This is a genomic window from Paraburkholderia unamae (assembly GCF_003268775.1).
Classification (GTDB): Bacteria; Pseudomonadota; Gammaproteobacteria; order Burkholderiales; family Burkholderiaceae; genus Paraburkholderia; species Paraburkholderia unamae.
Genome location: NZ_QLSU01000008.1, coordinates 76,930 through 96,990, shown reverse-complemented (window position 1 = coordinate 96,990; position 20,061 = coordinate 76,930). Strand labels below are relative to the sequence as shown.

General features: G+C 67.2%; 20 protein-coding genes. 11 read left to right on the top strand and 9 right to left on the bottom strand.

Annotated features, from left to right (window positions below; translation table 11 throughout):
* Positions 1-41 precede the first annotated feature (41 nt).
* From C7401_RS15160 to C7401_RS15150, 3 genes are read left to right on the top strand one after another with little or no spacing between them, the layout of a single operon-like run.
* Positions 42-581: a VOC family protein gene (locus C7401_RS15160; RefSeq protein ID WP_112172206.1), complete on the top strand. Its 540-nt coding sequence runs from the start codon at positions 42-44 to the stop codon at positions 579-581.
* The gene (locus C7401_RS15155) at positions 578-1,846 is read left to right on the top strand and encodes a ribulose-bisphosphate carboxylase large subunit family protein (RefSeq protein WP_112172205.1); all 1,269 of its coding nucleotides are present in this window, start codon (positions 578-580) and stop codon (positions 1,844-1,846) included. Before C7401_RS15160 ends, C7401_RS15155 begins: the two co-directional genes overlap by 4 nt.
* Positions 1,843-3,150: a four-carbon acid sugar kinase family protein gene (locus C7401_RS15150; RefSeq protein WP_112172204.1), complete on the top strand. Its 1,308-nt coding sequence runs from the start codon at positions 1,843-1,845 to the stop codon at positions 3,148-3,150. Before C7401_RS15155 ends, C7401_RS15150 begins: the two co-directional genes overlap by 4 nt.
* Before the next feature lie 39 nt (positions 3,151-3,189).
* Here the strand turns inward: C7401_RS15150 and C7401_RS15145 are convergent, their stop codons facing one another.
* Both C7401_RS15145 and C7401_RS15140 read right to left on the bottom strand, forming a co-directional pair.
* Positions 3,190-4,044, bottom strand: a complete 855-nt coding sequence (locus C7401_RS15145; RefSeq protein WP_112172203.1) for an alpha/beta fold hydrolase — start codon at positions 4,042-4,044, stop codon at positions 3,190-3,192.
* A gap of 352 nt (positions 4,045-4,396) precedes the next feature.
* Positions 4,397-4,783 (bottom strand): YybH family protein, encoded by a 387-nt coding sequence (locus tag C7401_RS15140; protein WP_112172202.1) that lies wholly within the window; start codon positions 4,781-4,783, stop codon positions 4,397-4,399.
* Positions 4,784-5,030: 247 nt separating this feature from the next.
* Between C7401_RS15140 and C7401_RS15135 the strand changes: the two genes are divergently transcribed.
* Both C7401_RS15135 and C7401_RS15130 read left to right on the top strand, forming a co-directional pair.
* Positions 5,031-5,660, top strand: a complete 630-nt coding sequence (locus C7401_RS15135; RefSeq protein WP_112172201.1) for a TetR/AcrR family transcriptional regulator — start codon at positions 5,031-5,033, stop codon at positions 5,658-5,660.
* A gap of 49 nt (positions 5,661-5,709) precedes the next feature.
* Positions 5,710-7,488, top strand: a complete 1,779-nt coding sequence (locus tag C7401_RS15130; protein WP_112172200.1) for an FAD-dependent monooxygenase — start codon at positions 5,710-5,712, stop codon at positions 7,486-7,488.
* 34 nt (positions 7,489-7,522) lie between these two features.
* Here C7401_RS15130 and C7401_RS15125 read toward each other — a convergent pair whose 3' ends face one another.
* Positions 7,523-8,554: a D-cysteine desulfhydrase family protein gene (locus tag C7401_RS15125; RefSeq protein WP_112172199.1), complete on the bottom strand. Its 1,032-nt coding sequence runs from the start codon at positions 8,552-8,554 to the stop codon at positions 7,523-7,525.
* 140 nt (positions 8,555-8,694) lie between these two features.
* Between C7401_RS15125 and C7401_RS15120 the strand changes: the two genes are divergently transcribed.
* From C7401_RS15120 to ubiM, 3 genes are all read left to right on the top strand, one after another.
* Positions 8,695-9,000 carry a hypothetical protein gene (locus C7401_RS15120; RefSeq protein ID WP_372460504.1) on the top strand — a complete coding sequence of 102 codons (306 nt, stop codon included), beginning with the start codon at positions 8,695-8,697 and terminating at the stop codon, positions 8,998-9,000.
* Positions 9,001-9,303: 303 nt separating this feature from the next.
* A complete protein-coding gene (locus C7401_RS15115; RefSeq protein WP_112172404.1) occupies positions 9,304-9,726 on the top strand; it encodes a hemerythrin domain-containing protein in 423 nt (140 codons plus the stop codon).
* 23 nt (positions 9,727-9,749) lie between these two features.
* Positions 9,750-10,946, top strand: coding sequence for a 5-demethoxyubiquinol-8 5-hydroxylase UbiM (ubiM, locus tag C7401_RS15110; RefSeq protein ID WP_112172197.1), 1,197 nt, complete (start codon positions 9,750-9,752; stop codon positions 10,944-10,946).
* A 74-nt stretch (positions 10,947-11,020) separates the two neighbouring features.
* Here ubiM and chrA read toward each other — a convergent pair whose 3' ends face one another.
* The 3 genes from chrA to C7401_RS15095 all read right to left on the bottom strand — a co-directional run bounded on the left by chrA (position 11,021) and on the right by C7401_RS15095 (position 14,650).
* Positions 11,021-12,256, bottom strand: a complete 1,236-nt coding sequence (chrA, locus tag C7401_RS15105) for a chromate efflux transporter (protein WP_112172196.1) — start codon at positions 12,254-12,256, stop codon at positions 11,021-11,023.
* Between the two features lie 173 nt (positions 12,257-12,429).
* Positions 12,430-13,329 (bottom strand): hypothetical protein, encoded by a 900-nt coding sequence (locus C7401_RS15100; RefSeq protein ID WP_112172195.1) that lies wholly within the window; start codon positions 13,327-13,329, stop codon positions 12,430-12,432.
* A gap of 406 nt (positions 13,330-13,735) precedes the next feature.
* Complete coding sequence (locus tag C7401_RS15095) at positions 13,736-14,650, bottom strand: EamA family transporter (RefSeq protein WP_112172194.1); 915 nt, start codon at positions 14,648-14,650, stop codon at positions 13,736-13,738.
* Positions 14,651-14,720: 70 nt separating this feature from the next.
* Between C7401_RS15095 and C7401_RS15090 the strand changes: the two genes are divergently transcribed.
* Positions 14,721-15,254 (top strand): MarR family winged helix-turn-helix transcriptional regulator, encoded by a 534-nt coding sequence (locus C7401_RS15090; RefSeq protein WP_181565587.1) that lies wholly within the window; start codon positions 14,721-14,723, stop codon positions 15,252-15,254.
* A gap of 42 nt (positions 15,255-15,296) precedes the next feature.
* Here the strand turns inward: C7401_RS15090 and C7401_RS15085 are convergent, their stop codons facing one another.
* Complete coding sequence (locus tag C7401_RS15085; RefSeq protein ID WP_112172193.1) at positions 15,297-15,869, bottom strand: FlhC family transcriptional regulator; 573 nt, start codon at positions 15,867-15,869, stop codon at positions 15,297-15,299.
* A 481-nt stretch (positions 15,870-16,350) separates the two neighbouring features.
* Here C7401_RS15085 and C7401_RS15080 point away from each other — a divergent pair, with 481 nt between their 5' ends.
* A complete protein-coding gene (locus C7401_RS15080) occupies positions 16,351-17,142 on the top strand; it encodes a tyrosine-protein phosphatase (RefSeq protein ID WP_181565586.1) in 792 nt (263 codons plus the stop codon).
* A 30-nt stretch (positions 17,143-17,172) separates the two neighbouring features.
* Here C7401_RS15080 and C7401_RS15075 read toward each other — a convergent pair whose 3' ends face one another.
* Positions 17,173-18,435, bottom strand: a complete 1,263-nt coding sequence (locus C7401_RS15075; protein ID WP_112172191.1) for an ATP-binding protein — start codon at positions 18,433-18,435, stop codon at positions 17,173-17,175.
* Between the two features lie 249 nt (positions 18,436-18,684).
* Here C7401_RS15075 and C7401_RS15070 point away from each other — a divergent pair, with 249 nt between their 5' ends.
* Positions 18,685-19,446, top strand: coding sequence for a response regulator (locus C7401_RS15070; protein WP_112172190.1), 762 nt, complete (start codon positions 18,685-18,687; stop codon positions 19,444-19,446).
* Between the two features lie 17 nt (positions 19,447-19,463).
* Here the strand turns inward: C7401_RS15070 and C7401_RS15065 are convergent, their stop codons facing one another.
* The gene (locus C7401_RS15065; RefSeq protein ID WP_112172402.1) at positions 19,464-20,057 is read right to left on the bottom strand and encodes a pyridoxamine 5'-phosphate oxidase family protein; all 594 of its coding nucleotides are present in this window, start codon (positions 20,055-20,057) and stop codon (positions 19,464-19,466) included.
* Between the last annotated feature and the right edge of the window lie 4 nt (positions 20,058-20,061).

Genomic DNA, 20,061 nt, shown 5'->3' with positions numbered 1-20,061 from the left:
GGCGCTCGTCCTTCAATCCTTGCAGCAGTGTGGAGAGTGTTATGAGCCGCTTCTTCGGCGAGATTCGTCAGGCCGGTTATGTCGTGCGCGACATCGAGGCCGCCATGGACTACTGGAGCCGCGTGCTCGGCGTCGGCCCCTGGTTCTACAACGAGCGCGTGCCGATCGAGAACTATCGCTATCGAGGCGAGGCCTACGAGGTGCATAACTCGGTGGCGCTCGCCAATTCGGGGCCGTTGCAGGTCGAGCTGATCCAGACGCGCAACGACGCGCCTTCCATGTACCGCGATTTTCTCGCGGCGGGGCACACCGGTTTGCAGCACAACGCCTACTGGACCACGAATTTCGACGCCGATCTCGAACGCCTGCTCGTGCAGGGCTTCAAGGTGGCGATGAGCGGCGAGGTGGGGCGCAACGGGCGCTTCGTCTACTTCGACACCGAAACGCATCCGGGCACCGTGATCGAGCTTTCCGAAGTGGCCGGGCCGAAGGGCAAACTCTTCGACCTCATCCGCTCGGAGTCGGCGGGCTGGGACGGACGTGATCCGGTACGCGCCTTTCCCGATCTGGCGGCGCTATGAGCACGAGCATCGAAGCCGACTATCTGATCGAAACGCCGCTCGACCCCGCGCGCGTGGCCGACGTGATGGCGGGCGAACAGTCGAGCGGCACCTTCGTGCGCGTGCACAACGAAACCGACGCGCTGCGCGCGCGCAGTCGCGCGAGCGTCTTGCGCATCGACGAGCACGAAGCGGCGCAACAGCCGAGCCTGGCCAGCGCGTGGCTCGCGCGCGAAAAAATCGGCGGTCCGTACCGCCGCGCGCGCGTGACACTGTCGTTCCCGGTGGCGAATATCGATGCCAACTTGCCCACGCTCGCGGCCACGGTGGCCGGCAATCTCTACGACCTTGGCGAGACGACCGGGATGCGCCTGCTCGCGCTGCGTCTGCCCGCCGCGTATCGCGCGCGCTTCGAGTTGCCGCGCCATGGTGTGCGCGGCACGCGCGCACTGACCGGCGTGGCGCGCGGCCCCGTGATCGGCACCATCGTCAAGCCGAACGTGGGCATGGACGCCATGGAAACGGCCGCGCTCGTGCGCGACCTGTGCGAAGCAGGCGTCGATTTCATCAAGGATGACGAAGTTTGTGCGAACCCCGCGCATGCGCCGATCGAAGCCCGCGTGCGCGCCGTGATGACCGAGGTGCGGCGCTACCGCGAGCGCACGGGGCGCAACGTGATGATCGCCTTCAACATCACCGACGAACTGGACGCCATGCGCCGCCACGCCGACCTCGTGGAGCGCGAAGGCGGCGCCTGCGTGATGGCGAGCATCAACTGGTGCGGCTTCTCGGCGCTCCAGACGCTACGTCGCGCCACGCCGCTCGTGCTGCACGCGCACCGCAACGGCTACGGCATGATGTCGCGCGACCCGGCGCTCGGCATGTCGTTTCAGGCGTATCAAACGCTCTGGCGGCTTGCCGGCGTCGATCACATGCATGTGCACGGCCTTGGCGGCAAGTTTGCGCAGAGCGACGCCGAGGTGATCGAGTCCGCGCGCGACTGCGCAACGCCGCTCACCGACGCGTTCGACGATGCGGTGATGCCCGCGTTTTCTTCGGGCCAATGGGCGGGCACGGCGCGCGCGACTCATGAGGCCGTGCCGAGCGCCGACTTGCTGTTCATGTGCGGCGGCGGCATTCTCGCGCACCCGGACGGCGCGGCGGCGGGCGTGACGAGCGTGCGTGAAGCGTGGGCCGCGAGCGAGGCGGGGGTCGACCTGGAAACCCATGCGCACGAGCGGCCCGCATTGCGGCGCGCGCTGCAATTTTTCGCGGCCAAACGATGAACGCGCCCGCCTATGCGTTCTACGGCGACGATTTCACGGGCGCGACCGATACGCTCGCGCATCTCGCGCGCGCGGGCCTGCGCACGCTGTTATTTCTTCGCATGCCTGATGAAATGCGACTGGCCGATGCCGGGCCGCTCGACGCCATTGGCGTGGCGGGCGCGGCGCGCTCCATGGACCCGGCGGCCATGCGCGCGGAACTCGCCGTGGCGGGCGCGCGCTTCGCGGCGCTGGGCGCACGCGTGATGCACTACAAGGTGTGCTCCACGTTCGACAGCGCACCGCAGGTGGGCAGCATCGGCGTGGCAATGGCCACGTTGCGCGCGTATTTCGCGAATCCGCTGCGCGTCGTCGTGGGCGGTCAGCCCGATTTGCAGCGCTACTGTTTATTCGGGCAGTTGTTCGCCGCGACGGGGGCTGCCGAGGGCGAACCGGTGTTTCGCATCGACCGTCATCCGACCATGAGCCGCCATCCGGTCACGCCGATGCACGAGGCCGATTTGCGTTTGCATTTGCACGCGCAGGGGCTGGCGAACCTCGGCGCGATCGACTGGCGCGCCTATGGGCGCGGGGAGGCCGCGCTGGCGGATCACGTCGACAACGCGCTACGCAGCGCGCCCGACGGGCTGCTGTTCGACGTGCAGGACGCAACGCATCTGCGTGCGATCGGCCGGTTGATGCGCGATCGCGCCGCGCGCGAGCCGCTGCTGGCGGTGGGGGCGAGCAGTGTCGCGCAGGCGTGGGTGTTGGCCGATGACGCTCGCGCACGCGCCGTGGTGAGCGAAGACGTGCGGCCGGAACTCGCGCAGGGGCCGGTTTTCGTGCTGGCGGGCAGCCTCTCGCCACGCACCGAGGCGCAGATCGAAGCGGCCGTGTCGTACACGCGCATGCGCCTCGATCCAGCGTGCTTGATCGACGAAAGGGAAGGCAATGCGTATCTGCATCGGCAGATCGACGCGATGGTGGCGTTGCTGAGGCAAGGCCGCCATGTGCTCGCCTATACGGATCGCGCGCGCTCGGCCGCAGGCGCGGGCAACGCGCTCGCGCTCGCCTGCGGTGCATTGCTGGAGGGGGTGCTGCGCCGCGCGCCGGTGCGCCGGGCCGGGGTGGCGGGCGGCGACACGTCGAGCCACGCGGTGCGCTCGCTCGGCGCCTGGGCGCTTTCGTGGCGCGCGACGCTCGCGCCCGGTGTCGCGCTATGCCGCCTTCATGCCGACGACGAAGGCCTCGACGGCATCGAGCTCATGCTCAAGGGCGGGCAGATGGGGGGCGTGGATCTATTCGAGCGCCTGCTCACAGGGTAATGCGACCGTCGCCGGTGCATTGCCCGCGCGCTTTACCGCTCAACCCTGCGTAATGAACGTGTGAACGTGGGTGTTGAACAGGTCGGGGTGCGTGCCGTTCATGCCGTGCGTGGCGCCCTTGATGGTCACGCGCCGCGCGAACTCGATCCACTCGGAGAGCGCCTCGACGTTGTTGCGGAACATGAGCGGGCTGCGCTGGCCGTCGATGAGCAGCGTGCGGCACTTGATCTCGCCGGCGGCGCGCGGCGCGTACGGCGGCAGCGGGTCCTGAAGCTGCTTGGGCAGCGTCGTGGCGTTGGCGATGGCCATCTGGCGAAAGCCCGCCGGGCTTTTCTTCCACGCGCCCGGCATGCTCACGGAGTCCACGAACAGTTCGAGCCCGGCTTCGACTTCGCCACCGTGGATCAGGTCGGCGGCGCGGTTGCGCAGCGCATTGGTCGCGCTCGGCAGCGCGGCTTCATCATCGTCCACGCGGGAGAGCGGGCCGCCAGGATCGGCGAGCACCAGCGTGCGCACGAGGCGCGGATAACGGCGCGCCAGATGCCAGGCGATGCAGCCGCCGCGCGAATGGCCCACCAGATGCACCGATTCGAGGCCCAGCGCGGCGATGAAGTCGGCCAGCTCGGCCACGTGGCTCTCCCAGCCGAAATCGCCCTGGATGCAGGCGTCCGCTGCGGGCCAGTAGTGGCTCAGGCTCGGCGCGATGCAGCGGAAATGCTCGGAAAGACCGTTCAACTGCGGCGCCCAGTACCGGTAGTCGCACAGTGAACCATGGACGAACAGCAGCGGCTCGCCGTCGCCGCGTTCGAGGAACGGCAGGGCAATGCCCGAATGCAACGTGGCATACGAGAGATCGGGCGCGGCAAGCAGTGAGGGATCGATGCGTTGGTTCAAGGAGAGACTCCGGGCGTATGAGCGTCACTTTGCCGCAACCGCATAATTAAGGGAAACTCAATTAACTGATGAGATCGATAAGGTTTTCTGATTCAAAAGGGGGCGCAACGCGGCGAGGCATGGTTGCCGGGGCTGCTGTCTTTCAAAGATGAAAGCAAGCCGATCAGGTGCGTCGGCTCGGCGTGCGCTTGGGGAGGATCCGGCGATCCGCTGATCGAGGCGCGTCCAGGCGCAAATCAGGCAGGCCGCGAGCGCGCGCGCAAAGCGCGAGTTCGACGCGCACGCCGCCCCGGGGCCAGCGGCGAGGGCCGCCTGGCGTGCCGGTCGTATGCATCAGGCGGCCCGGTTCGCGCTATTCCTTCGCGGCCACGAGATTGGCGTCGCGCGCAAGCAGCCAGCGGCCGCTCGCGTCGCGGCGCACCAGCGTGAGCGTGTAGCCCGCGCGGCGCATGGGCTGCGCGGCGCCCGGCGGCGTGATGGAGAGGTCGATGCGATTGCGCAGGAACGCCCAGTCGCCCAGCACCTGAAGCTCGACGATCTCGGCCGTGCCGTCGATGCGCATGCCTTGCTGCGCCTGCGAGGCGGCCGCGAATTCGGCCTTGCCGAAGGGCGCCTGGCCGGGGACGGTGAACACCACGTCGTCGGTCATGAGGCTCAGTACCGTGGCGGTGTCGCCTGCGCGGCTGGCGTCCATCCAGGTCTGCACCAGCTCGCGAATCGCGCGTTCGTCATCGGTCATGCTGGGCTCCGTCGTAGTCCGGTTATGGACGTCGCCACGAGCGTGAGCATGGCGGCGAGCGACCTTAAAGGCGAATGGTAGCAGGGGCGGCGCGGCTCGCGCAGGCACGCCGCGCTTCACGTCGTGTCCATCTGGCGGAAGCCGTTTGCCCGAAATTGCGGGTATTCCCTGGCGGGTAAATTTATAAGCCGTTATAAATTTCTCGTGACTCGCGAGCGCTCCGGCGGCTCGCTCATGAAACAGGGGAATGGCAATGCAAACGGTGAGGGAAGCGGCCAAGGAGGCGCGGCGCGAAGCGATATTCGCGGCAGCGGAAGCGCTCATCCGGCGCACGGGCCACACGGACTTTTCGATGCGCGATCTCGCCCAGGAAGCCGGGCTCAGTCTCGCCACGGCCTATAACCTGATCGGCTCGAAGTCGACGGTGCTCTACGCGCTGCTCAACCGGCGCGCGGACGCGCTGGCCGAGCCCGGTGTCGCACCCAAAGCCGGCGTGGCCATGCACGACCATCTGGGCAACAGCGCGCGGCGAGCCGTGCGCCAGTTCACCGGCGATCCTGAATTCTTTCGGCCGCTCATGCGCTTTCTGCTGAGCGTGCCGGACCCGGTCCATCGACCCGCCTTCATGGCGCGCGGCCTCGCGTACTGGCGCGGCGTCATGCAACCGATGGAAAGCGCCGGCCGCTTGCCCGACGGCATGCGGGCGAGCGACTTCGCGAGCGTCGTGCATCTCGTGTTCACGGGCGCGCTCGATATGTGGATTCATGAGGAATACAGCGCGAGGCGTTTTCAGCAGGAACTCGACAAGTGCCTGGCACTGCTGATGCTCGCGATCAGGAAAGACGGCAACGCGCGCCCAGGGCGTTCGGCGGATTGATTCAAACAGCAACGCGGGCGCAAGGCGTGCCCGGCAAAACAGGAAACCCATGAATAAGACTGTGGAAACCGAAGTCCTGATCGTCGGCGGTGGCGCGACGGGGCTGACCGCATCGATGCTGCTCGCGCGTCACGGCGTGAATAGCTGGCTCGTGAGCAAGTACAAGCAGACATCGATGTTGCCCAAGGCGCACCTGCTCTCCATCAAGACGATGGAGATCTACCGCGAGCTGGGCGTGGAGGAGGCCATTCGCGCGCAGTCGTGCCCCGACGCGCACATGCGCTACGTGGGCTGGTATGCGGGTCTCGCGGGCGCGGACCCGGACCACGGCCGCGAAATCGCGCGCCTGGGCGCGTTCGGACGCGGCGGCGAGGACGGCGACTGGCGCGCCGCGAGCGACAACCGCTACGCGAACCTGCCGCAAGCGCGGCTCGAACCGCTGCTGCGCACGCACGCGCAAGCCCTCGCGCCGGGCGCGGTGCATTTTCACCATGAATTTCGTGGCTTTCGTGAAGAGGCGGACGGCATCGTCGCCACGATTCTGGATCGCGATACCGGTGAGCAATACGAAGTCCATGCGCAGTATCTGCTTGCCTGCGACGGTGGCCAGATCGTCGGCCCGCAGCTTGGCGTCGAAATGGAAGGCGAAGCGGCGGTGGCGACGACGGTGTCGGTGCACTTCAGCGCCGACCTCGCGCGCTATGGCCGCGCGCACGAAAGCGAAGACGTGCTCAATCGCACCATCCTCAATCCCGAGACTGGCGAACCCGGCGTGCTGGTGCCGATGGGCCCCGACGCCTGGGGCATGCGTTCGCGCGAATGGGTGTTCAGCATGATTGCAGCGCCGGGCGACCACAAGCAGGACAGCGACGACGAAGCCGTCGCCAAGCTGCTGCGTACGCTCGGCATCGCGCGCGAGGGGCTTCAGGTGCACCAGGTCACGCGCTGGCCGCTCAACGCGGTGGTGGCGGCGCGCTTTCGCGTGGGCCGCGCCTTCATACTCGGCGACGCGGCACACCGCATGCCGCCGGCGGGCGCGCATGGCCTGAACACCGCCGTGCAGGACAGCTACAACCTGTGCTGGAAGATCGCCATGGTGCTGCGCGCCCAGGCGGGCGAAGGTCTGCTCGATTCGTACGAGGCGGAGCGCCAGCCGGTTGCGCGCGCAACGGTCGATTCAGCGTATGGGAACTGGCGCAACGCCTGGCGCATCGCGGCGTCGTTCGGCTTTTCCGCTGCGAACGGCGCGCAGCAGAACTGGCAAAACCTGCGTTTGCAATGGGCCGACGGACCCGAGGGCGAGGCGGCGCGGCGGCGCGCGACCCAAGGCATCGGCATTGCGTGCTCGACCTATCACCACCTCAACGTCAACTACGGCTACACCTACGCGAGCGGCGCGCTCCTCGCCGACGAGATCCCCGCGCCCGCGAGCCTCGACAGCCACGGCGAATTCCGCCCGAGTACGAAGCCGGGCCACACGGTGCCGCACGCCTGGCTGGAAGACACGCGTGGCCGCTATTCGATCAACGATCTGCTCGGCCAGGGACGCTTCGTGCTGATCGCGGGCGAGCAGGGCGACGCCTGGTGCGAAGCGGCGCGCGCGCTCGCCGCCGAACGCGGCTTGCCGCTCGACGCCATGACGATAAGCGTGCGCGAAGGCGAGCGCTTCGACCTGCGCTGCGAATGGCTGAAGCGCCGCGAGCATGGTCCTGCGGGTGCCGTGCTGGTGCGGCCGGACCGGTTCGTGGCGTGGCGTTCGATGACGCTCGCGCAGGACCCCAAGGCGGCGCTCGCCGCCGCGCTCGATCGCATTCTCGCGTGCGGCTGAGCGCGGCGTTGAACGGGCAGGGACAAGTGGCGCGTCAGAACGCGCTGCGATAGGCGAAGAGTCCTGGCAGGCCGCCGCTCATGATGAACAGCACGTTCTCGCCGGGCGCATGCTGCCCCGAGCGTGCGGCCTGAACGAGACCCGCAAACGCCTTGCCGCTATAGACCGGGTCGAGCAGCAGCCCTTCCTTCGAGGCCATGAGGCGCACGGCTTCGCGCATCGCATCGGTGGGGATGCCGTAGCCCTCGCCCAGTTGCGTTTCGTCGATCGCGATCGCGTGGTCTGCGATGCGCCGCGCCGGATCGATCAACGCGAGCGTGTCGCGGGCCTTGTCGAGCGTGGCGGCGTGTGCCTGCCCGGCCTTCGAATAGACCGTGTAGGCGAGCACGATGGCCGGGTCGAGGCCGAGCGCCGCGAAGCCGGCCGCGAGCCCCGCGTGCATGCCGCCGCTGCCGTTGGGCGCCACGATGCGCGAAAAGCGGATGCCCTGCGCGTGCGCTTGCGTCATGATTTCGGCCGCGCAGGCCGCGTAGCCCAGACAACCCACCGGGCTCGACCCGCCGAGCGGGCAGACATAAACCTTGCGCCCCTGGCCGCGCAGCTCGTCGGCCCGCGCCTCGGCGAACGCCAGCGCGTTCGCCGTGCCGGGCAGGTCGTGCACGCGCGCGCCCAGCAGGTCGTCGAGCAGGATGTTGCCGTTCTCCAGATACTCGCTGTCCTCGCGCGGCACGGCGCGCGTGAGCACCAGTTCGCATTGCAGGCCCAGGCGCGCGGCGGCCGCCGCGGTCAGGCGCGCGTGGTTCGACTGGCGCGCGCCCACGGTGATGATCGTGTCGGCGCCCATGGCCAGCGCCTCGCCCACGAGGAACTCCAGCTTGCGCAGCTTGTTGCCGCCGCCGCCCAGACCATTGAGATCCTCACGCTTGACATAGAGATTCACGCCCCCACATTCACGGCTCAATCGCGGTAATGGCTGGATTGGCGTGGGCCCTTCGAGCAGCGGCTGGCGGGCGTGCTTCGAGAGGTCGAGCCGGTACGGGGGCGTGGCATTCGTTTCGGTGGTCATCGGGGTCTCGTGGGTTCGATGGGGGCGTGGCGGCGTGTGACGGCGTGGCTTTAGCGCACAGCGCGCCGCATGATAACCAGGGCAATGACGCCGCGCCCGCGCACCAACATGATGCGCATTACGTCAGGGTTCTCACGTCCATGAAAATCCGTATTGCGTCGCAGCAAGGTCATTTCTTAAACTGGTCTCATTCAGGCAATCGTCCGAGACGATATTCCCACGACGGGAGGCTTTACATGAGCATATTTCAATCGCTGAGTCAGTCATCGATCCCAAGGCTGCACGTCTTCGAGCAGGAAGGCGGCTGGCACTGGGGCATCACCATTCCGCGTTCGGCGGGCTGCGGGTTCAAGGTCATCGCGTATAGCGAGAGGACGTTTCGCGCCGAAAACGAAGCACAAACCGACGGCGATCGCGCCCTCGTCAACCTGGCCGAAATGGCTTGAGCCGCGCGCCGCGCGGCTTCGAAGTCACGGCCTGTCCCCACGGTTCTTTCTTCGCGTGATTCCACGCTTGCGGTCACCTTTCTGGCGGCGCGCCGCGGCCGGTCTCTTTGTGTCTCTTCGCTTTGCTGGTCTACGTGGCTTGAACCGGTGCGCCAGGGAGCGACCATTGGTCCCGGCGGGTATCGGCTGTCTCGTGCGCGGCATTTGCTCAAAGTCAGCGTAAATACCAGGGCGCCTTGTTATCTTGAAACTTTGCCCGCGCGCGTTTCAAGCGCGCATTGCATGCCGACTGCCTTCTCGCTCATGACCTCATCCGTACCGCGCCGCGCGCCCGCTCTCGCCCCCGATTTGCATCTGGGGGAACCCATCACCGATACGATGCACGAGGAATTCGTGCAGCTGCTCAACGCGGCGGCGAGCGCCCCCGACGACGCGCTTGCCGCCGCGCTGGACGCCTGGATTGCCCACACGCGCGAGCACTTCGCGCAGGAAGAAGCGTGGATGGAGGCGATGGACTTCGGTCCGCGCCACTGCCATGCGGGACAGCACCGGCAGGTCCTCGACGTGGCCGCCGAGGTGCGCAGGCAAGTCGCCGACGAGCACCGCTTCGCCGCGGGGCGGCAACTGGTGAGCGAAGTGCGCGAATGGTTCGCGTGGCACGTGAGCGCAATGGATTCGATGATGGTCGAATCGTTGCGCGAAAGCGGCATGGTTCAGGCCGTTTGAGTCATCCCGGGACCAGTCGATTCATGCAAGCAGATATCGTAATCGTGGGCGCGGGCCCGGTGGGGCTGTGCCTCGCGCGCGCGTTGAGCGGCCAGGGGCTGCGCATTGTCGTCGTCGAGCGGCAGCGTCTTGAGGACATTGGCGAGCCGCGCTTCGACGGGCGCGAGATCGCCCTGACCCAGAAGTCGGTGCGCCTGATGCAGAAGCTCGGGCTGTGGGACGGCATCGAGCCCGATGCGCGTTCCGCGCTTCGCAGCGCGAAGGTATTCAACGGCGCTTCGCCGCATGCGCTCGATATTGGCCATGAGTTGAGCGGCCACTCGGAGCTGGGCTGGCTGGTCTCCAATCACCTGATCCGCAAGGCCGCCTATGACGCGCTGTGCGCGAGCAACGCACAGCATGAGGACGTCACGCTGCTCGCGGCCGAAACGGTGAGCGGCGTGAAAACGGGCGATGCCTGCGCGCGCGTCACCCTGGAAAGCGGCAAGACGCTCACGGCGAATTTGATCGTGGCGGCCGATAGCCGCTTCTCGGCCACGCGCAAGATGATGGGCATTCCGGCGGATTTGCACGACTACGGCAAGGCCATGCTGGTTTGCCGCATGACTCACGAAGCGGCGCACGGGCACGCGGCGTGGGAGTGGTTCGGCTACGGCCAGACGCTCGCGCTGCTTCCCTTGAATGCCGACCGGGCGACGCATGCGCCTCAGTCGTCGGTCGTGCTCACGCTGCCGGTGGGCGAAGTGAACGAAATGGCCGCGCTGTCGCCCGAGGTATTCAGCCGCGACATCGAGCGGCGATTCGCACGGCGCCTGGGGGCAATGACCCTGACGAGCACGCGCCACGTTTATCCGCTGGTTTCGGTTGATCCCGAGCGTTTCGTGGCGAAGCGCTTCGCGGCGGTTGGCGACGCGGCGGTCGGCATGCATCCGGTGACCGCGCACGGTTTCAACTTCGGGCTGCTCGGTGTCGAAACATTAGGTAGCCTGATCGTTTCCGCGCAGGGCGGCGGGCTCGACGTAGGCGCCGCATCGGTGTTGCGACGCTACGAGGATCAGCACCGCCGCGCGACCAGGCCGCTTTTCCACGCCACGCGCTTCATCACCGACGTGTTCACGAACAACACCGCGCCGGCGCGGTTCGCGCGCGTTTTCATGCTGCGCGCGGCTTCGCGGCTCGCGCCGTTCAGAAGGGCGATTGCGGCTTCGTTGACCGGCTAGGCTCACCGCCTGCCCGCGACGATGCGTTCGAGCGCCGCTACGGCGTTCGCCACGCCGTTTTCCGCACGCATCGCTCAACGCAACACGCTTTCGGCCATCCCGCCCGCAACGCAGAAAGCGACGACGGCGAGCGGCGGCACGCGCCAGCGCGTCAAGAGGATGAAGCCCACGCAAGCAATGGCGAAATCGGCCTGCGAGAGCACAGCGCTGGTCCACACCGGCGAGTAGAGCGCGCAGGCCAGCAGGCCGACCACGGCGGCATTGACGCCCGCAAGCGCCGAACCCATGGCCGGGCGGGCGCGTAGCGCCTGCCACCACGGCAGCGCGGCAATGACCAGCAGCAGCCCCGGTAAAAAAATGCCCGCGGTGGCCAGCAGCGCGCCGCCCCAGTGCCGGGGCGGTCCGGCCATCATCCAGCCGAGGAAGGCCGCGAACGTGAAGAGCGGCCCCGGCACGGCCTGCGCCGCGCCGTAGCCCGCGAGAAAGTCGGTGGGCGTGACCCAGCCCGTGGCGACCGTTTCCCGCTGCAACAAGGGGAGCACCACGTGGCCGCCGCCAAACACGAGCGCGCCGGACCGATAGAACGCCTCGAACAGGCGCACGCCCTGCGCGCCGACCGTGGCTCCGAGCGCCGGCAGGCCGAACAGCAGCGCGCAGAACACGATCAACGCGGCGAGGCCGAGCTTGCGCGACACATGAAACCCGGCGCTGTTCGCGGTTTCGGCGCGTGGCGGCTCTGCGGCATCGGCGCGGCAGAGCGCGAGACCGAGCAACGCGCCCACGCCGATCACGATGAGCTGCGCGAAGTCGGTCGACAGCACGCTCAGCAACGCGATGGCCGCGAGCGCGATGGCCGCGCGCCGCCGGTCGGGGCACAGCCGCCGCGCCATGTCCCAGACGGCTTGCGCGACGACGGCCACGGCGACGAGCTTGAGCCCGTGAATCATGCCCCCGCCTAGCGGGCCGCCGAGATCGGGTGCGATAGCGGCAAAGGCGATCATCAGGAACATCGAAGGCAGCGTGAAGCCGCACCATGCGGCCAGTCCCCCGGCCCAGCCCGCCCTGAGCCAGCCGATCGCAAACCCGGTTTGACTGCTGGCCGGTCCCGGCAGGAACTGGCAGAGCCCGACGAGATCGGTGAACGCCTTGTCGTCGAGCCAGCGGCGGCGCTCGACGAACTCGCGGCGAAAGTAGCCGATATGCGCGATCGGGCCGCCGAAGCTCGTCATGCCGAGCTTGAGAAACACGGTGAGAACTTCGAAGGCGCGGCCAGCGCGGGACTGGCGCTGCGTCGACATTTCAGTATCCATGGATGCGCGAAGCGGATGGGAAGATGAGTGATGCCGATGTTAGCGCGAGAAGGTGGCGAATCTTCGGCTCATGCGGCCGACGAGCGTCGAGCTTGCCAGGCGGTGGGCTGATGCGCGCAGGTGCGGCGGGCAGTGCCGCCGCCGGTTCGGTCGGCAATCTCGGTCAGCAATCTTCAGTGATGCCCGAAAAGCGTGTCCTGGCGAGCGCGGGCGTCTCCCGCCTGCGCGTAGGTCTGGCCGGACCACGGCCACGGGAAGCGCTTTCCGGTTCCCCCCTTGTGCTCGGCGCTGGCGAGCGCGAGCAGATGCTTCGCTTCGCGGCTCGATGCGTCGACGTTCGCCGCATGCCCCGCGTCTTGCCGCACGCAAGCCCATTGGCGCGCGTGCGCGCATTCGCGTGCGCGGCCGATCAGCGCGTCGCGCTGCTGCTCGCGCGCCACCAGGTCGGCGCGCATTTGCTGCGCCTCGGCGTTGCCGGGCTGTGCGGCGAGCGCCGTCATGATGGACCGGCGCGCGGGCCAGAGATTGTTCTTGTCGAGACTGGCGCGCGCGCTGGCAAGCTCGCGCGCGACGTCGGGACGGGTGTTTGCGAATCCAGGCGAGCCGGGGGAGCCCGGCGCGAGTTCCAGCGGCCGTGCCTTCTGTAGCGAGGCGGTTTGCCCCGGCGGCCCCTGGCGCGGCAACGCGGCCATGGGCGGCGTGCCGTGTCCGGCGGCCGGTCGGGCGCTCGGGCTCGCAAGTTTGCCGTGCGGGCCGACCACCGAGCCTTCCACGACCTGTACGCCGAGCCGGGGCTCCCACGCGGCGCGATTGGCGAACGCATAGCCGCCGAGCGCGACGATGCATACCGCCGCGCCGGCCCAGGCCAGGCGCGGCACACGCGGGCGGCGTGCCACGCGTTCTTCGTCGATCGAAGGATACTCGCCGTCGAAATCGCCGGGCCGGCCGTTCAAGTGTGTGCGCAAGCGCTGGGCGATGCCGCCGGGCCGCTCGCCCGACGCGGCGTTGCTGGCCGCCGCGATGCGCGAGGCGGCCGCGACGAGGTTCGCGCCGCACTCGGGGCACAGGACCAACTGCGCATTGAGTCTGGTCCCGCAGTAAGGACACTGCCACGGACCAGAATCATCGTGACCAGGTTCGTTGAACATGGGCTGAGGTTGTTCGCTTCGATCGCATCAGACCGGCTTTCGCCGCCAAAGGGCGTTGCACGGCGTTTCGCGACGTTTAGCGACGCACGACAACGTCACACGAAAACGGTGCCGGATTTGGCGGGACCATTTGAATATGGGCCAGTTCGCCGTGAAGATCAATCGGCGAAAACCGCCAGGTTGGCGGAATAAGACAGGCCGCGAGTCAATGGCTGACGGGCAGCGCCGAGAGCATGCGGGCGAGATCCTGAAGGCGCCGCTCGCCCCTTGCGTGAGCATGATGGACCTCGACCTCGACCTTGTTGCATTTCTGTGGGCGCGCCCCGCATCATCATCGCTTGCTGACGGGGCGCGGTCCCGCCATCGCCCATTGCACGGCGAGCACGCTGCCGAGCACGGTCACGAGGCCGAGCAGCGAGACGCCCCGCAATGCCTGGCCGAGCCACACCCAGCCCAGCACCACGGCCGTCAACGGACTCAGCAAACCCAGCGACGAAACCGCCACCGGCGAAAGCATCGCGATGCCGCGAAACCAGAGCGCATAGGCAAGCAATGCGCCCGCGAGCGACAGGTACGCGTAACCGGCGATCTGCGCCGCGCCCAATGCGGGCAAGGGCGGATCGAGCCACCACGCCGCGGGCGCGAGCAACGCGCCGCCGATCAGCAACTGCCAGCCCGTGAACGCCAGCACCGGCATGGCCGGGCGCCAGCGGCGCGCGAGCCAGGTGCCGCACGCCATGCTCAACGCGCCCGCGAGCGCGGCGGCGACGCCGATCTCGTCCCATGTCGCGCCGGGCGAGAGCAGCAGCGCCGCCATGCCCAGCACGCCGAGCGCCGCAGCGAACACGGCCATGCGTGCGGGGCGTGCGCCATCGAAGCCCCACGCGAGCGCCATGACCACGAGCGGCTGCAACGCGCCCACCACGGCGGCAAGGCCGCCCGGCAAGCGATACGCGGCGACGAAAAGACAGGCCTGGAAAAAGCCGATATTGAGTGCGGCCAGCGCAACGAGTCGCGGCCATTCGTGAGCGCGCGGCAGGCGCCGGCAATACAGCGCGAGCAGCAGGCCGGCGGGCAACGCGCGCAGCAGCGCGGCCGTGAAAGGGCGATCGGGCGGCAGCACCTGCGTCGTGACGATGTAGGTCGAGCCCCAGATGGCGGGGGCGATGGCCGTAGCGAGGATGTTGGCGCAGGTTCGCCAGGCGGGCGGAGAGGACGAGGAGGGCGAGGCAGCGGAGGTGTCCATGAATTTATCTTCACGTTGAGATAAATCGCATCTTATATAATCTTGACGTGAAGATAAATTGGTAATCGCTATGAAGACGATAGTGCGACCCGACGCCGTGGACGCGATCCTCGCGCAGTGGCGGCGCGAGCGGCCGGATCTCGATGTCACCGCGATGGGCCCGATCGGGCGGCTCAAGCGTTGTTCGGTGCTGTTGCAGCGCCGGATCGAAGACACGTTCGCGGAGTTTGATCTGAGTCGCTGGGAATTCGACGTGCTCGCCACGCTGCGCCGCTCGGGCGAGCCGTTTCGCCTCGCGCCCACCGAGCTGTTTTCGACGCTCATGATTACGTCGGGCGCCATGACGCACCGGCTCAAGGGGCTGGAAACGCGTGGCCTGATCGCGCGTGTGCCCAATCCCGACGACGCGCGCAGTCTGCTCGTGGAACTCACGCCGGCGGGCTACGCGTTGATCGAACGGGCGGTGGAGGCGCATGTGGCCAACGAGCAGCGCATTCTCGCGCCGCTCGGCGCGCGCGAGATCGCGGCGCTCGACCGGCAGTTGGCGCGCTTGCTGGCGGTGCTGGAAGCGGCGGATGGCGCCGGTATGGAAGAAGACGCGTGAGGCACGCCCGCAACGGGCGGTCTTATGAGCGGACGCGTTCGCTCACGCGGGAATAGCGACGGGCGGCGACGTATTGTTCGCCACACGCGTCGGGGCGAGGCCGCTTGCGCCGGGCAGGGTGGTTGGGGGCGCTGCGCACATCAGACAAGGGGAACCGGCGTGCGTCTCCTGCATACGACGCACGAAACGGCCAGAGCAAGCGGCGCAGCGCATCAGCGTGAGCAGGCGGCCCTCGAAAAAGCGCAGCAGCGACCATGCGCGCGTGAAGCTCAGCACGCGTTCGATCTGCGCGGACTCACAGTGTTCGAGGTAGAGGCGATACGCGCGCGTGAGCGCGTCGAAACGGCTGCACTTCGCTTCATCGCGGAGAAAGAGATAAATGTTGTAGAACAGCGAAGCATGAATGTTCGGCAGCCGCGCGAAATACCAGTCCGTTGAAAACGGCAGCGCGCCTTTGGGTGGCAACGCGCGTTTGGTTTCGCGATAAATCCGGATGATGCGATCGCGCGAAAGCGCGAGCTCTCTTTCCAGCACCGGCATGCGTGCGCCAAGCCGAATCAGCTCGATTGCGCGGAGCACTTCGCGCGCCTCTTCGGCCACACTGCCTTTGTACATGACGTTGTATTCCCAGGGACAGCCGCAAGCTGCATTGACGGCCAGGCGAATGCCTGAATTCACGGGCGATTATAAAAGCGCGTGAATAAGCGTCAAGAATAATATTTAGAAAGAATTTTCGATTTTCAGAAAGAAAAGAATCCGCGTGAATTGCACGGAAATTACGCGTTAAATGCCCGTGCGCGCTTGCGGCGAATCTCCCCGCGATGCCTCACAACCTGTTGCGTCTCCCTACGAATTATTACAGTGTTTTGCCGCGTAAACTTTTCGCGCGCATCTCGCGGTAAGCTTCGCCCTTCCTGAAAGCACGCGATTCACGACGTTGCAGCGGCTCGCTGCGTGCGCGGGCTCCTGCATCAGCCGCTCATCAATGAATCCTTTTATTTCCGCCTCAACCTCTTCCCGCGCGCGTAGGCGCGGGTGCGCGACCGGCCGCGGCGCGCCGGCCAGTCCGCCACGCCGCGCGCTGCTGAAGGGCACCGTGAGCGCGCTCGCGCTGGGCGGCTGTGCGAGCACGCTGCTGAGCGCATGCGGCGGCGATTACGCGGGGGGCGACGGCTCGCAGGACGCGGCAACGCCCGTCGTCAAGTCCGTGGCGAATTTCCGCGACGTGGGCGGCGCGGCGCCAGGCTACAGCACGAGCGACGGCGCGCACGTGCGGCGCGCGCTGCTCTATCGTGCCGACACCCTCACGCCGAACGCCGCCGACGCGGCCACGCTCGCGCGCATGGCGCTCGCCTGCGTCTACGATCTGCGCACGCCGGCCGAAACCGGCAGCACCCCCAGCCAGGTGCCGGGCACGGCCAGCTATCTCACGCTCAATGTGCTGGGAACGCTCGCGCCGCCGTCGTTCGAGGGCATGGGGGCCGCCGCGCTGGACGCCGCGATGCAAACGCAGTGGCGCACGCTGGTGACGGGCCGCGCGCAATGCTCCGGGTACGGTGCCTTGCTCGAACATATCGCGGCCACGCCGGGGCCGCAGATCATCTGCGGCGGGACCGGCGTGGATGTCGTGGGATGGGCGAGCGCCTTGCTGCTGCTGATCGCGAACGTGCCGCTCGAAATCGTCGTAAAGGACTTTCTGCTCACCAACGCGTGGCGCTCCACGAACGTGGATGCGCTCAACGCCGCGCCGCCGGTGCAGGCCAGCTATCTGCAAACCGCATTCGATGCGTTGCAGACCGGTTACGGCGACCTGAACCGCTATCTGACCGCCGGGCTCGGCCTGGCTTCGGCCACAGTGGACAGCCTGCGCAGTCGTCTCGTGGCGTGAGCCGCGCGCGCAGGCGGCGCGCAAGCGCGCTTATGCAACGGGCAGCGCAATGCGCACGCGCAGGCCGCCTTGCGGGTGATTGGACAATTCGCAGCGGCCGCCCTGATTGCGCACGAGCCGCGTGACGATCGCGAGGCCCAGCCCGCAGTGGCCTTCGCCGCCGCGTGCTTCGTCAAGGCGTACGAACGGTTTGAGCGCCGCGGCCACGCGTTCGGGCGGAATGCCGGGGCCGTGGTCGCGCACCTCGATGATCCAGTGCGCGCCTTCGCGCCACGTGGCGAGCGCCACGGGCGGCACACCGTGTTCGAGCGCATTGTCGACGAGATTCGACACGAGCCGGTCGAGGAAGGTGCGCGGCAAACGAAACGCGGGACCGGCGCGCAGGTCGAGCATGAAAAGCGCTTCATGGTCGTCGCTGTCGTCCGAGAAGAACTGCTCGCGCAGCAGCGTGTCCACCTGCACCTCGGGCCCCGACTCGGGCCGCTGGCGCGCGAATTCCAGGAACTGCTGAACGATATCGTTGAGCGAATCGACTTCGCGAATGAGCTGTTCGCGCTCGCGCTCCAGACCGAGCATGCTCGCGCGCAGCTTCAGGCGCGTGAGCGGCGATTTGAGGTCGTGCGCGACGCCCGCGAGCATGACAGCCTGATCGTCGTCGGCTTCGTTGAGCTGTTTCATCATGGCGTTGAACGCGCCGATCAACTGGCGCAGTTCACGCGGCCCGTGCTCGTCGACGGGCGCGGGGCGATGGCCCGTGCCGAACGCGCGCGCGGCGTGCGCGACGAGCGAGAGCGGCCGCTGCATTTGCCACACCGCGAGCAGCGCGAGCAAGAGCGAGATGGCGAGCATCGCGCCGAACTGCGGCAGCAGGTTGAGCGCTGGCGGCAGATCGACCGGCGCGACGATCCACGTGGGGCGGCCCGGAAAGCGTACCCACAGCGCGTCGTCACGCCGTTTGGCGGCGAGAATCTCGGTGCCCGCAGGCAGGTCATGAAGCAGTTGCCGGCGCAAGTCGGCGAGCGGCTCCACGCGCGGCTCTTCGAGCCGCACGTCGGCGGGCATGTTCCAGGTGGGCACGAGATGCACGCGCAACGCGGGCGCCAGTTCGACTTCGTTGGGCGCCGCGTTGGTGGCGGCGTGCAGCATGAGCAGCAGGCCGCGCTCGAAACCTTCCACTTCGTGGCGGCGCGGCTGCGGCGCGAACACCGCATACCAGCATGCCTGAATCGCGAGCAGCACCAGCACCGACATCAGCGCCATGCGCCCAAACAGCGTATTCAACGGGTTGTTCATGCGTTCAGGCGATCATGCCGCGCGCCGCGTGAGTGTCGCAGCGGGGATGAGTCGTGAAAATCTCGGGTAAGGCGCGATCGCCTTCGACGATGAGGACGTGTGGACTCATCGCGTCATTTTATTGGATATCGACGGCTTTCAGGACTGCAAGGGACTACTGATTTCTTGCATCTTCTTACATGTGCGAGGGAAAGGAATGGTAAGGCGCGGGGTCTATGCCGGCCAGTTTTAGTCCCTTACGATCTACGCATGACTAACAAGATTTTTCTCGTCGACGACGACCCGGTCGTGCGCGACGTCACCGCGGAATATCTCCAGACGCGCGGATTCTCCGTGACGACGCTGCCTTCCGCGCGCGCCATGCAGTTGCAGTTGCGCACGGAGCGGCCGCAGGTCGTGGTGCTCGACATCATGATGCCGGAGGTGGACGGCATCAGCGCGCTGCGCACGCTGCGTGACAGCGGCGACGACTTGCCCGTCATTTTGCTGACCGCGCGCAACGACGTGATCGACCGCGTGCTCGGGCTCGAATTCGGCGCCGACGACTACGTGGGCAAGCCCTTCGATCCGGGCGAACTCGTGGCGCGCATTCGCACGGTGATGCGCCGGCGCAGCATGGCGAACTCGACGGGCGCGCCGGAAAGCCGCGCATCGTTTCGCTTCGGTCCTTATGAGCTGGATTTTCGTTCGCGCGAACTCTATCGCGACGAAGTGCGCATTGCGCTGCGATCGAGCGAATTCACGTTTCTCAAGCTGTTCGTCAATCACGCGATGACGATTCTTTCGCGCGAGCGCATTATCGAAATCGTCTATGGCGAGACGGGCCGCTATCGCAACCGCAGCCTCGACGTCGCGATCTGGCGGTTGCGGCGGCTGATCGAAACCGATCCTTCCGAGCCGCGTTATCTACAGACCGTATGGGGGCACGGCTACGTGTTCGTGCCCGACGGCGAAGTGGGTTTCGCGCAGCGCTACGGCGATCATGCGGGCGAATTTTCCCGCGACCACTGAGCGCATGCGCGCGCCGCTTATGGGGCGATCCACTTGCCGCGCCACGCCCCGGCATCGAACGTGAAGCTGGCGCGAACATGGCCAGCCGGGTTCAGATCGAGGTAATCGATTTTCGACACGGCGACGTCGATCAGGCAGAAGTTTTCGAATCCGGCCGAGGAATCGATGTCTTCACCGGCTGTCGTTGCGTGCGCCTCGGCCGGTGACGCAACCGGCGTGGCGGGCGCGAGCGGTGTGCGGTAGACGATCAAGGTTCGTGGCCGGCTCGCATTCCAGATGTCTCGCGTTTCGTGGGGCGCATCGACGATGCGCGCGCTGCCGTGCAGGCGTATCTGAATGCCCGTGTCGAGGTCGCAGCCGACCAGTGCAATGCGCGCGTCCTGGCGCAACTCGGCGACCTTCGCGGAGCGCACGTCGGTATGGAACATCACCGAGCGTTGCTCGCGGCAGACGCGCCGAAGCACGACCGTGCGCACGCGAGGCGAACCATTGAGGCCGATGGTCGCCGCCTGGAGCATCGTGAAAGGCGAGCGCGTTTTGCCCGCATTGGCACCCGCGTTCAGCAGGCGCCATACCTCATCGGCGATCGGGTCGAGATGCGGTTTCGGCATGCCG

Bases quoted from the DNA above. Each gene is read 5' to 3' on its own strand.
- C7401_RS15070 (WP_112172190.1), top strand. From the start codon at position 18,685: ATGACTAACAAGATTTTTCTCGTCGACGACGACCCGGTCGTGCGCGAC.
- chrA (WP_112172196.1), bottom strand. From the start codon at position 12,256: ATGGATACTGAAATGTCGACGCAGCGCCAGTCCCGCGCTGGCCGCGCC.
- C7401_RS15140 (WP_112172202.1), bottom strand. From the start codon at position 4,783: ATGACCGATGACGAACGCGCGATTCGCGAGCTGGTGCAGACCTGGATG.
- C7401_RS15085 (WP_112172193.1), bottom strand. From the start codon at position 15,869: ATGTACAAAGGCAGTGTGGCCGAAGAGGCGCGCGAAGTGCTCCGCGCA.
- C7401_RS15150 (WP_112172204.1), top strand. From the start codon at position 1,843: ATGAACGCGCCCGCCTATGCGTTCTACGGCGACGATTTCACGGGCGCG.
- C7401_RS15075 (WP_112172191.1), bottom strand. From the start codon at position 18,435: ATGAACAACCCGTTGAATACGCTGTTTGGGCGCATGGCGCTGATGTCG.
- C7401_RS15130 (WP_112172200.1), top strand. From the start codon at position 5,710: ATGAATAAGACTGTGGAAACCGAAGTCCTGATCGTCGGCGGTGGCGCG.
- C7401_RS15090 (WP_181565587.1), top strand. From the start codon at position 14,721: ATGAAGACGATAGTGCGACCCGACGCCGTGGACGCGATCCTCGCGCAG.
- C7401_RS15135 (WP_112172201.1), top strand. From the start codon at position 5,031: ATGGCAATGCAAACGGTGAGGGAAGCGGCCAAGGAGGCGCGGCGCGAA.
- C7401_RS15065 (WP_112172402.1), bottom strand. From the start codon at position 20,057: ATGCCGAAACCGCATCTCGACCCGATCGCCGATGAGGTATGGCGCCTG.
- C7401_RS15160 (WP_112172206.1), top strand. From the start codon at position 42: ATGAGCCGCTTCTTCGGCGAGATTCGTCAGGCCGGTTATGTCGTGCGC.
- C7401_RS15120 (WP_372460504.1), top strand. From the start codon at position 8,695: ATGAAAATCCGTATTGCGTCGCAGCAAGGTCATTTCTTAAACTGGTCT.
- C7401_RS15125 (WP_112172199.1), bottom strand. From the start codon at position 8,554: ATGACCACCGAAACGAATGCCACGCCCCCGTACCGGCTCGACCTCTCG.
- C7401_RS15115 (WP_112172404.1), top strand. From the start codon at position 9,304: ATGACCTCATCCGTACCGCGCCGCGCGCCCGCTCTCGCCCCCGATTTG.
- C7401_RS15155 (WP_112172205.1), top strand. From the start codon at position 578: ATGAGCACGAGCATCGAAGCCGACTATCTGATCGAAACGCCGCTCGAC.
- ubiM (WP_112172197.1), top strand. From the start codon at position 9,750: ATGCAAGCAGATATCGTAATCGTGGGCGCGGGCCCGGTGGGGCTGTGC.
- C7401_RS15095 (WP_112172194.1), bottom strand. From the start codon at position 14,650: ATGGACACCTCCGCTGCCTCGCCCTCCTCGTCCTCTCCGCCCGCCTGG.